This window comes from Methanospirillum hungatei (assembly GCF_020216685.1).
GTDB lineage: Archaea > Halobacteriota > Methanomicrobia > Methanomicrobiales > Methanospirillaceae > Methanospirillum > Methanospirillum hungatei_B.
The window spans coordinates 1-10,620 of sequence record NZ_JAIWNS010000100.1 but is presented as its reverse complement, the minus strand read 5'-3'; the positions used below and the strand labels follow the sequence as shown (position 1 = coordinate 10,620).

12 protein-coding genes and 1 pseudogene are annotated in these 10,620 nt (G+C 45.7%); 5 read left to right on the top strand and 8 right to left on the bottom strand.

What is annotated here, in order from left to right:
* The 3 genes from LDL35_RS06035 to LDL35_RS06025 form a co-directional block, all read left to right on the top strand.
* Positions 1 to 311 (top strand): hydroxyethylthiazole kinase (locus LDL35_RS06035; protein ID WP_304020440.1); only part of this gene is annotated, 311 nt, incomplete at its 5' end.
* Between the two features lie 33 nt (positions 312 to 344).
* Positions 345 to 1,742, top strand: a complete 1,398-nt coding sequence (locus LDL35_RS06030) for an MFS transporter (protein WP_304020439.1) — start codon at positions 345 to 347, stop codon at positions 1,740 to 1,742.
* Positions 1,743 to 1,853: 111 nt separating this feature from the next.
* Positions 1,854 to 3,149, top strand: a complete 1,296-nt coding sequence (locus LDL35_RS06025) for an ATP-binding protein (protein WP_304020437.1) — start codon at positions 1,854 to 1,856, stop codon at positions 3,147 to 3,149.
* Between the two features lie 9 nt (positions 3,150 to 3,158).
* Here the strand turns inward: LDL35_RS06025 and nifU are convergent, their stop codons facing one another.
* From nifU to LDL35_RS05990, 7 genes are all read right to left on the bottom strand, one after another.
* Positions 3,159 to 3,590: a Fe-S cluster assembly scaffold protein NifU gene (gene nifU, locus LDL35_RS06020; RefSeq protein WP_304020436.1), complete on the bottom strand. Its 432-nt coding sequence runs from the start codon at positions 3,588 to 3,590 to the stop codon at positions 3,159 to 3,161.
* Positions 3,583 to 4,779, bottom strand: a complete 1,197-nt coding sequence (nifS, locus tag LDL35_RS06015) for a cysteine desulfurase NifS (RefSeq protein ID WP_304020434.1) — start codon at positions 4,777 to 4,779, stop codon at positions 3,583 to 3,585. The genes nifU and nifS overlap by 8 nt, the downstream gene beginning before the upstream one ends.
* A gap of 61 nt (positions 4,780 to 4,840) precedes the next feature.
* A complete protein-coding gene (locus LDL35_RS06010) occupies positions 4,841 to 5,767 on the bottom strand; it encodes a TIGR00269 family protein (RefSeq protein WP_304020433.1) in 927 nt (308 codons plus the stop codon).
* Positions 5,757 to 6,023: a hypothetical protein gene (locus LDL35_RS06005; RefSeq protein ID WP_304020432.1), complete on the bottom strand. Its 267-nt coding sequence runs from the start codon at positions 6,021 to 6,023 to the stop codon at positions 5,757 to 5,759. Before LDL35_RS06005 ends, LDL35_RS06010 begins: the two co-directional genes overlap by 11 nt.
* Before the next feature lie 312 nt (positions 6,024 to 6,335).
* Positions 6,336 to 7,508, bottom strand: a complete 1,173-nt coding sequence (locus tag LDL35_RS06000; RefSeq protein ID WP_304020430.1) for an aminotransferase class V-fold PLP-dependent enzyme — start codon at positions 7,506 to 7,508, stop codon at positions 6,336 to 6,338.
* A gap of 58 nt (positions 7,509 to 7,566) precedes the next feature.
* Entirely contained in the window at positions 7,567 to 7,689 is a 123-nt protein-coding gene (locus tag LDL35_RS05995; RefSeq protein ID WP_304020427.1) for a hypothetical protein, read from the bottom strand.
* 473 nt (positions 7,690 to 8,162) lie between these two features.
* Entirely contained in the window at positions 8,163 to 8,852 is a 690-nt protein-coding gene (locus tag LDL35_RS05990; RefSeq protein ID WP_304020425.1) for a trimeric intracellular cation channel family protein, read from the bottom strand.
* Between the two features lie 168 nt (positions 8,853 to 9,020).
* Here LDL35_RS05990 and LDL35_RS05985 point away from each other — a divergent pair, with 168 nt between their 5' ends.
* Together LDL35_RS05985 and LDL35_RS05980 are read left to right on the top strand one after the other, a co-directional pair.
* Positions 9,021 to 9,143, top strand: coding sequence for a hypothetical protein (locus LDL35_RS05985; RefSeq protein ID WP_304020423.1), 123 nt, complete (start codon positions 9,021 to 9,023; stop codon positions 9,141 to 9,143).
* Between the two features lie 160 nt (positions 9,144 to 9,303).
* Positions 9,304 to 10,296, top strand: coding sequence for a radical SAM protein (locus LDL35_RS05980; RefSeq protein WP_304020420.1), 993 nt, complete (start codon positions 9,304 to 9,306; stop codon positions 10,294 to 10,296).
* Between the two features lie 70 nt (positions 10,297 to 10,366).
* Here LDL35_RS05980 and LDL35_RS05975 read toward each other — a convergent pair.
* Positions 10,367 to 10,620: pseudogene (locus tag LDL35_RS05975) on the bottom strand (ABC transporter ATP-binding protein); the annotation flags it as partial.

Below are 10,620 nucleotides of genomic sequence, written 5' to 3'. Positions count from 1 at the left end.
TCGTTATGAGTGGTCCCACCGACATCATCAGCGATGGTTCCCGGACTTTTCTTTGTGAGAACGGATCCCCGTACATGGGAAGGATATCAGGGACCGGTTGTATGGCGGCATCGGTTATCGGTTCATGTGCAGCAGTCACACAGGACTATCTTTCTGCATCCGCCACAGGGGTTGCTTCGTTTGGGATTGCAGGAGAGCGGGCTGCTGTGGATGCTGCAGGTCCGGGATCGTTTAAATATCGCCTCTTTGACAGTATGGCATCGGTCACCCCTGATGATCTTGACCGGTATGCCCGGATTCGGCCAGTATAGACAGAGCGATCAATTACATAACCTTCATGGGGAATGGAGGAATATCTTCATTCCTCAATGAAGGTCCCTGGCATCTCCCTTAGTACCCTAATTATCGCTGTATGCTGCGGGTTTTTAACTCCGTTTGATCTCTCTGCAGTAAATATTGCGCTTCCGACGATTGCCAGTGAATTTTCTCTTGATGCCATTGAATTAAGCTGGGTCAGCAGTGCGTATCTTCTGGCATCAGCAGCCTTCCTTGTTCCGTTTGGGAGAATTGGTGATATCTTCGGGAGAAAGAAGATCCTGACCGGTGGAGTAGCCCTCTTTACCCTGGCTTCTGTGGGGATGATCTTCTCAGCCTCGTCTCTTATGCTCATCGGTTTCCGCCTGATTCAGGGTATCGGGGCTTCGATGATCTTTGGAACCGCCGTGGCAATTCTGACATCCGTGACCGAACCCACACGACGGGGCCAGGCACTTGGCATCTACACCACATCAGTGTACCTCGGTCTTTCAGCAGGCCCCTTTATCGGAGGCTTTCTGACTGATGACTTTGGGTGGAGAAGTATCTTCCTGATTAATGTCCCGATTGGCATCCTCATCATTGCCCTTATCCTCTTCTATTTAAAAGGAGAATGGGCTGATGCAGCTGGTGAGCGGTTTGATCTGAAAGGAGCCCTCATCTATGGAAGCAGCCTTACTGCGGTGATGATCGGTTTTTCCGAGATCCCCCATCTCGCCGGATTTTTTGCTCTTGGTTTGGGAGTCACCCTGCTCGCACTCTTTATCTGGCTTGAGCACCGGGAACGGTATCCGCTGATTCGGGTGTCCATGTTCAGAACAAACCGGGTGTTTGCCTGTTCAAATGTTGCTGCTCTGATAAATTACGGCTCAACTTTCGCGATAACGTTCTTTCTCAGCTTATATTTACAATACATCAGAGGTTTTGACCCGCAGGAGGCCGGGTTTATTCTTGTCACCCAGCCGGTAGTGCAGGCAATCTTCTCATCATATGCCGGGGGTCTTTCAGATCGGATTGAACCTGCGAAAATATCCTCGCTTGGTATGGGGATCATTGCTCTGGGGCTTGTTTCCTTAAGCTTTCTCTCTCCGGATACGTCCATGATCGAGCTGATGGTTATCCTGGCAGTCCTCGGATTTGGCTTTGCTCTCTTCTCATCACCAAATACCAATGCAATCATGAGCTCGGTGGAGAAGCGATATTATGGCATCGCATCCGGAACCTTGGGGACGATGCGGCTATTGGGTCAGATGCTCTCGATGGGAATCGCGATGATGATTATCGCTATTGTGGTCGGAAAAGTAGACATAACCCCTGATGTGTCAGATGAGCTCATGAGTGCGATGAATATTGGGTTTGTTATCTTTTCTGTGATGTGTTTTATCGGGATATTCTTCTCGATGGTCAGGGGAAATGTCCGGTCTTAATTATTTTTATGTTGGTCTCATCTGAAAATCTCGATTACGATTGCTGATTTTATATAGGATCATCAGATGTAGTCGATGATTTTATCATGAATCATCAATTATATTTAACAAATGGATCGAAGAATCCAGGCAGTCCTTGACAGGCAGAATCCCTGGTGGTTTGGACGTACCTATAACACGGGGCAGAACCGGCTCGGTTCATATCCTGAATTAATCCGGTATCTTGACGCAAGGGAAATTTTGTTTATTCAGGGAGTCAGGAGAAGCGGAAAATCCACCCTGATGTTTCAGATGGTGGAGTATCTCATACATCAGGGAACTGATCCTGATTCAATACTTTATATCAATCTTGATGAACCACTCTTCACCGGATGGATGCATGATCCAGGTTTTCTCAATGAACTCATTGAAGAATACCTTGAAAAAATAAATAAACCCCATTATTTTATCTTTATTGATGAAATACAGAATTATGAAGAATGGGTAGGGGCAATAAAGGTTTCATATGATACAAAACCTCACATCAAATGGATTCTCACCGGTTCCACCTCCTCTCTTTTGAAACGAAATCTGGCAACGAAGATATCTGGCCGGTATCTTTCAATTACTGTATATCCACTTTCTTTTGAAGAGTACCTTTCATTTCTGGGAGAAACAAGGGTAAGTATTACAAGGAAGAACCAACTTTTTGAAAATTATCTGAAGTATGGGGGATTTCCCCGTATTACCGTGGAATCAGATATCTCTCTTCGACATGATCTGCTCACATCGTATTACGAAACTATCTATCTTAAAGACATTATGATGGCACATAACATCAGGAGTCCTGCATATCTTGTGGATCTTCTCTATTTTCTCATCTCCAACACTGGAAATCTGCTTTCATATACACGGCTTGGTGAACAGATTGGAATCTCAACGGATACGGTACGTGAGTATATTGAATGTGCCTATGATGCATATCTCCTCTATCCGGTTCTGAAATATGATCCTTCAGTAAAGAAGCAACTTTATAATATGAAAAAACTCTATTGCATTGATACGGGTCTGATAAATGCAGTATCATTTAAATTTTCAGAGAATGCCGGAAAAATTCTGGAAAACTACGTATTTACTACACTTATCCGCAAGAAAGAGTCTTCTGTTTTTTATCACCGGGTACGATATGAATGTGATTTTTTAATCCAGGAGAATCATCGGATTGTTAGCGCCATTCAGGTATGTACATCTTTGGAAAATTCTGATGTACGAAATCGTGAAATTCGTGGATTAATCGAGGCCATGGATTCGCACCCCGGAGTTCCCGGATACATTCTCACTATGAATGATTCAGAAAGGTTAACGGTTGATGATAAGATCATCCAGGTAATGCCTGCGTACGAATATGCAGAAATGCTCAAAAAATGATTATCCGGGTTACTCTTCATCGGTCAGGTCATCATGACTGTGGGTGTGCCCGCCTTTTTCTTCCCAGGGTTCTAATCCGTTCTTTATCCGGTAATCGTTGATTGCTTTGTGAATCCCTTCTTCTGCAAGAACTGAACAATGCATCTTTATCGGAGGGAGCCCCTCAAGTGCCTCGGCAACCGCTTTATTTGATACTTCCCAGGCTTCTTCGAGGGTTTTCCCTTTGATAAGTTCGGTTGCCATACTGCTGGATGCAATCGCTGCTCCACATCCAAAAGTCTGGAATTTTACATCGGTGATGATATTATCCTTCACCGTGAGAAAAATTCGCATAATATCCCCGCAGGTGGGGTTTCCTACCTCTCCGACACCGTCTGCGTCTGGTATTTCCCCCTGGTTGCGGGGGTTCATGAAATGATCCATTACTTTTTCGCTATACATTGCATGACCTCTTTTTCAGGTAATCAACATAGAGTGGTGACATCGCTCGTAATCGTTCGACTGCTTTTTTAATTTCATCACATGCGTAGTTCACATCCTCTTGTGTATTTTCCACTCCAAGGGTGAGCCGCAGAGAACCATGGGCTACTTCTGCCGGCAGACCTATTGCGAGTAATACATGGGAGGGCTCAAGCGATCCTGATGAACAGGCACTCCCGGTCGATGCAGCGATTCCGGCATGGTCAAGGAGGAGCAATAGTGATTCACCCTCGATGAACTCAAAGCTGACATTCAAATTCCCTGGGAGTCGCATGGTCCGGTGCCCGTTCAGGCGGGTATTTGGTATCTCATGGAGGATCCGATCGAGTAATACATCGCGAAGGGCCCGTATTCGTGATGTTTTCACCTCAAGATCAACAACGGCCTTCTCGATTGCAACGCCAAGACCTACAATTCCGGGTACATTCTCTGTGCCCGCCCGTTTCCTGTGCTCCTGTCCGCCTCCATGAAGGTAGTTATCAATACGGACTCCTTTCCTTATATAGAGCGCTCCTATTCCTTTTGGGCCGTAAAACTTGTGAGCAGAGAGTGATAACAGATCAATGTTCATCGCTGCAACATCAACGGGGAGGTTGCCAATAACCTGAACCGCATCAGTGTGGAAAAGAATCCCCCGTTCTCTGCAGAACGCTCCTATCTCCGGAATGGGCTGAATGGTCCCGATCTCATTATTGGCAAACATCACCGAGACCAGGATGGTCTTATCAGTGACCGCAGCCCTGAGATCCTCGATACGGACCTGTCCGAACTCATCAACCGGAAGATAGGTGACCTGAAAGCCGTGTTTCTCGAGATACTGGCAGGTATGCAGGATCGCGTGGTGTTCAATCGCGGATGTAATAATGTGATTGCCTCTCTTTTGAAGGGCGAATGCAGCACCTTTCAGTGCCCAGTTATCTGACTCGGTTCCTCCGGAAGTAAAGTATATCTCTTCAGGTTTTGCTCCGATGGCGTTTGCAACCCGTTTTCGTGCATCCTCGATCGCGGCTTTGGAATCTCGTGCAAGACGATAGAGGGATGAGGGATTTCCATAATTGATCGAGAACCAGGGGAGCATGGCCTCTACAACTGCTGGATCGGTGGCAGTGGTGGCACTGTGATCCATGTAAATGCTCTTTTGACTGGCCATGGTATCGTGCGTATATGTTTGTGGTACTAGTAGATGAGGTGTGTCTGCAATGGTATGCTCATTATTCTTTTGTCACAGTGTTGTGATGGGGGATATCCTTGCCGAGAACCATACACACCTGACAGATGGTTCCCGAACCCGGCCACCCACAGACTGAACAGGCCTTATATTCTTCCGGATGATACGTTCCTCCTAATCTTTCCCTGATCTCTTCTTCACACCGGGCAGCATTTCTCATTGCTCCGGGATGTTTTTGTTCATACTGGTACAGGAGGGTTCTGACCTCTCCCCGAAGTGAAGATACTGCGTATGGGCACTCCGGCAGATCTTTAAATAATCCGCTTAGGAGAGCGTAAAGGGTTACTTCTTTCTCGCTTACCCTGGCAAATGGTTTGATTCGGTGTGCATACCATGATGACGGTCCGTACCCGGAAAAGACCTTTCTCACATCTCCTGAAATGGCATTCATCAAAGTGGTCTGGGCATGGTCATCCTGGTTATGCCCGGTCGCAATCATGGAGATCGAATGCTTTTGTGCCAGAACTTCGAGTGCCCGACGGCGAAGGATTCCACAGATGGTGCAGGCATTTCGCTCTGATCCTGATACCAGATGATCCAGGGAGTATCCATACAGGTCCTGAAACCTGATGATCTTGTGAGGTATTTCAAGCGTCAGACATGTTTCTGTCGCTGCCCGGATTGTATCCTGACGATATCCTTCTATTCCTTCATCAACGGTGAGTGCGATTATACTACAGGGGAGTTCACTCCTGATCTCACTCAGCACCTTAAGTAAGGCAGTACTGTCTTTCCCTCCTGAAAAAGCAACGCCGAGTGTCTCAGGGAGGCTTTTCGTTTTCAGGTACCTTCGCACTTCATTCTCTACAGATTCTTTCAGGTGGTCTCTGCAGAGATGAACTCCTTGTTCCCGGTCAAGGTAGACTGCGGGCTTGTTACACTGTTCACAGTGTATCTTCTTATCCGCCATGGGAGATCCGAATGACTCTGATAACATCCTCCTCATCAGGGATGGTATCTTCCGGGATGATCTCATCCTCCCGTGAGATCAAGGTCGTCAGCGGATCAATTCCCTGGCTGTTTAGTATCGTTTCGATTGTTCTTCCTTCGACCGATACCTCAATCACTGATTGATCCGGGAGCATAAGTCTCATTCGTGGATGAGTTATAGCGTTATTTGATGATAGGTTTGATGATGCCGGCAAAAAATCGATCAGGGATTGCATGATCTTATGTATATCATCATAAAGTTTATTGTGAAAAATCAGGGTTTTTTCATGGGATAAAATCCCGGATGTTTTTTATCAGAAAACCTGAAAATTGCCGGTTACTTGATGACTAAATATACCAAAGAACAATAGGAGTACATCTGATGGAACGGTAGGATGATAATTATGGCTTCCTGTTATTCATGATCCTTGGGATTGGAAGATCTTTTAAGAGTACACTAAACGCAGTCCGGTGCAGGATAAAACAATATCAGCATGGAGGGATGTATTCCTTATTTTATGAGTGATTGTTGCACCTTTACCGGTATGTTATTCTGACTGGCATAGTGCGTTGATTGCATCAGCGATCTGAGCACACTCCTCAAAGGTGTTCATGTATGACAAACTGATACGCACAGCACCTTTTCCCTCTGTAAGGCGGGAGTGAACCCACGGAGCGCAGTGGAGACCACTCCGTGTGATGATCCGGTACGCTTTGGCAAGGATGTACCCGATGTCATCAGGATCGAGCCCGGGAATCTGAAATGACACAAGGGGGGTCTGCGGGTGTTCATGGAGTATGGATACCCCGTTGATCTCCTGCAACTTCTGAATCAGGTCAGAGATCATCCCCATCGTCTTCGTTTGTATGGCCTCTATCCCGATATCCTGAACATATGCAATCCCTGCTCCAAGTCCTGCTATGCCGGGGAAGTTTGGTGTGCCTGCCTCAAATCGTTCAGGCATTGATTCAGGCTGAACAGGTGAGGACGAATCAATCCCGGTCCCTCCCTGTCGTACCGGGTAGATCTGGTCAGGACTTCTGAGAAAGAACCCCCCTGTTCCTGGAACTCCAAAGAGATACTTGTGACCGGTAAAGACAAATGCATCACACAGTATCCGTGAGAGATCGATAGGGATCTGCCCGGCACTCTGTGCTCCGTCAATGATGGAGAAAATGTCAGCTTCATCCATAATCCGGGTGATCTCGGAGATATCCTGGACCGTTCCGATTACATTCCCTGCATGTGAGAATATCCCAAGTTTTGTATCATCCCGTAGAGCCCCGCTCACATCGTCAGGATCGATTATCCCCTCTGCATTTGGAGGAATGACGGTCAGCGATATCCGACCCGTTTTTTGCAACTCATAAAGGGGGCGGATTACCGAATTATGCTCAAATAACGTGGTGATGACATGAAAGGGTCCTTTCTCCTGGCGAGCAAATCCGTGTATCAGGAGATTGAGTGAATCCGTGGCATGTGCCGTAAAAACATATGCATCAGGATCTCTGGTATTGAAAAAGTTGGCAAGTCTTCTTCGTGTCTCGAACAGGTAGTCGGGTACATCCTGTACAGTGGTTCTCCCCTGTTCAAGATAGGGTCCGGCTGCTGCCTTATATACCGCGGCTAAGACTGATGGCGGTTTTGGCCATGTCGTTGCAGCATTATTCGCATAAATAATTGAGTTCTGAATAGTATCAGGATTATTCTTTTTCTCCATGGATCCATGTGACCTTGTCGTTGAAAACGTCTGCTTTCCAGATTGGCACCCGGGTTTTTCATTCATCGATGATGTATCGTGCCGCTAAAAATGCTTCATTCCGGTGGCCTGCAGCGACAGCAATCATCGTTAAGATCAACAGGTGTAAGGTATCTGTCGGTTCTTTTTTTATGTGAATCATTCAGCCTCCGGAAACAGGCGGGTACAATATATGTTCATTCGTATCCTGAAGGAAGCTGTTTCTTTGTTCAGGATTTGATCTTTGTGTCTGTATTTTTAAGGATACTAACATACCTTCGTACTACTCCGTTCTCATCAAAGAGCAGTAATTGTTTCTTTTCATCCTCCCCTGTAATGAGTTTGAGAAATCCATGTATTGTTGTTCCTGGTGTAATTTCAATGTCGCCTTCTTTTCCAAGGAATTCAACAAATCATGCATATGTCTGATAATGAATTTTCATGCCTTTGGTACAGTTTTTTTCAAAAATGTAAACCTCATCTGTTCCACCAAGGAACTCCTTTCCTTCTCATGAGCATCCCAATAGAGTTGAGAACTAACCTGGGGTTGACGATGAACACCTCTTTCGACATTTGATCTGGATGAAAAGTGATCATCCACACGTATTTTTTTCACCGCTGTATAGGCCTTTCACATTAAAAACTGGTAATATTGTACCGTATTGATGTCATACGCACAAAAACGGTGACGATCATGCATATGATAAATCCATCAGTACCTGAAAATCCTGCTATGGACATCAGCACATATGCTGTTGCACCAGCAAAAGATGCTATGGCATAGAACTGGCTTGGTTTAAAGAGTTCAGGAATTTTTGCAAACAATATATCCCGGAGGACTCCTCCGAAAGAAGCGGTGATTACTCCCATGATGGGGGCAATGATGGGGGGTATTCCACTGGTAAGTGCATACATGGTGCCAAGGTATGCCCACATACCAAGAGCGAACGAATCAATAAAGGCAAAGGTCCCTGAAGTTCCAAAGATCAGTCTGACAATCGATTGTAAAAACCCAGAAGAATGTTTCTGATCCCAAGGGACATCTGTCCTTGATATTGGAATGAGAATAATGCCAATTATTCCCACGATGAAGATGCTGATAAGATAAATTGGATCAGCCAGCCAGAAGAGAGGGTACCTGTCGAGTAACAGATCCCGGATCGTTCCACCCCCGACAGCGACTATTACTGCGATGACAAGGGCACCAAAATAGTCCATCCCGTTTCTTCGTGCATCATACACACCTGTGGATGCAGAAAGCATTATTGCAATCCATTGTATGACGGTCTGAAATAGAAGAACCATGTCGGTGATTTCAGGATCCATGAAAGGTTTTAGCTCCTCAATTCGTTTATTCCATTTATTGAGCAGTATGAATCCAATTCATCAGATATCTCTGTAGCCTATTATAATATTGGTTCAGACAACTCCAGTGCACAAAAATTTGCTCAATTGCAAAAATCTCTTGGTCATGTTCATGTACCATTTGTCCTGATGGGGGATCGCTATCTTACCGGTCAGGATAATATCATACAGAACTTTGACATACTGGTTCAAAAGATAAAAAATAATGATATTGAGCCTGGTGATTCTCCACAAGAATATATGGCTCCCTAAAAAACCCCGGCTGAAATTCTTTTTTTTCCCACGACGATATGGATTGAAACCAGGTTCCGGCATGAATTGCCGCATTCCTGATTCTTACCTTATATGGCAACATACCAATCTCTCATCTCGAAAGTGATATGAGAGGGACCTTGAGTTTCAGGTGAAAGGTATGGATGATTTATTTACTGCAGAAATAAAAGCAAAATTAATCAGTATCGGCTCAGTCAGGCTGGATCCCGCCCTGGAACGTCCTGAGTATGTAGGGAGATCCACTGCAGGTCCGGGTGCCGGAGGAAGATCTGTCTTCTTTTCTGCTGACTCGCGCCGGGTACGACTATCAATTCGGGATAACAGCCCTATTTTAATGAGATCGGATGGGGATGGTGTCCTTATCGAGCATGAAGGATCTTGTATCGCACGGGGCTTTCTAGAGCCTGTCGGTGCTCATTGTCCCAATCAGGCATATATCAACGTTTCAGAGCGGTGCATATTCCGGTGTGCATTCTGTCCGGTCCATCAAATCCAGGGACCGGTGAAGTCACCAGAAGAGGTTTTCAGCCTTATCCATGAAGTCAATTCACGAGGGTTCCTTCAGGCGATTTCTCTCACCACCGGTATTGAGATCTCGCCTGAACATGAAGTCACCAGGATGGAAGGGATTGTTAAAATACTTCGAAAAGAGTTTGATGTTCCCATCGGGGTTTCTGTGTATCCGACACATGACAGTTCTCAACGGATGTATGCAGCAGGGGCTGATGAGGTAAAATATAATGTTGAAACCATGGACAGAGCTCTCTTCCCTGCCATATGTCCTGATCAAAACCTGGATTATATTCTGAATGCGCTGAAAGATGCGGCTCGTATATTTGGAAAAAATCATGTGAGTTCCAATATGATCATCGGTCTTGGGGAAGATGATCAAACGGTCATCTCCAGTGTTTCAGAACTTGCGTCTTTAGGCGTCATCCCGGTTCTTCGCCCGGTTGTGATTCACCCGTCTCGTCCAATGCCTGGCACAGAAAGACCATCAGCAGACCGCCTGCTCCGTCTTGGTTATCATGCAAAAGCTGAAATGAGCAGGTATGGTATATCCCCCCTTCATGCAAAAACGATGTGCCTTCCCTGCACTGGATGTGATCTGACTCCCTTTGCTGACTTTTAATTCACCTTCTTTCTTTCATTTCCAGCAAGATTTTTGCAGGGCAGATTCGGTTATAAAGAAAAGAATCTGGTCAGGTATTATCCTGACAAATACAAGTTTCATCCGGCTCTAAATGTCCATCCCGTAGACGGATTACCCGGTGTGCCCGATGGGCAAGTTCAGTATTGTGAGTGACAATAATTACGGTATATTCTCGCTTTACCAGTTCCTCAAATATCCCGTACATCTGCTCAGCGGTGTGACTGTCAAGATTGCCGGTAGGCTCATCAGCGAGAATGATCTTTGGATCATTGATCAATGCCCTTCCGATGGCCACCCGTTGCA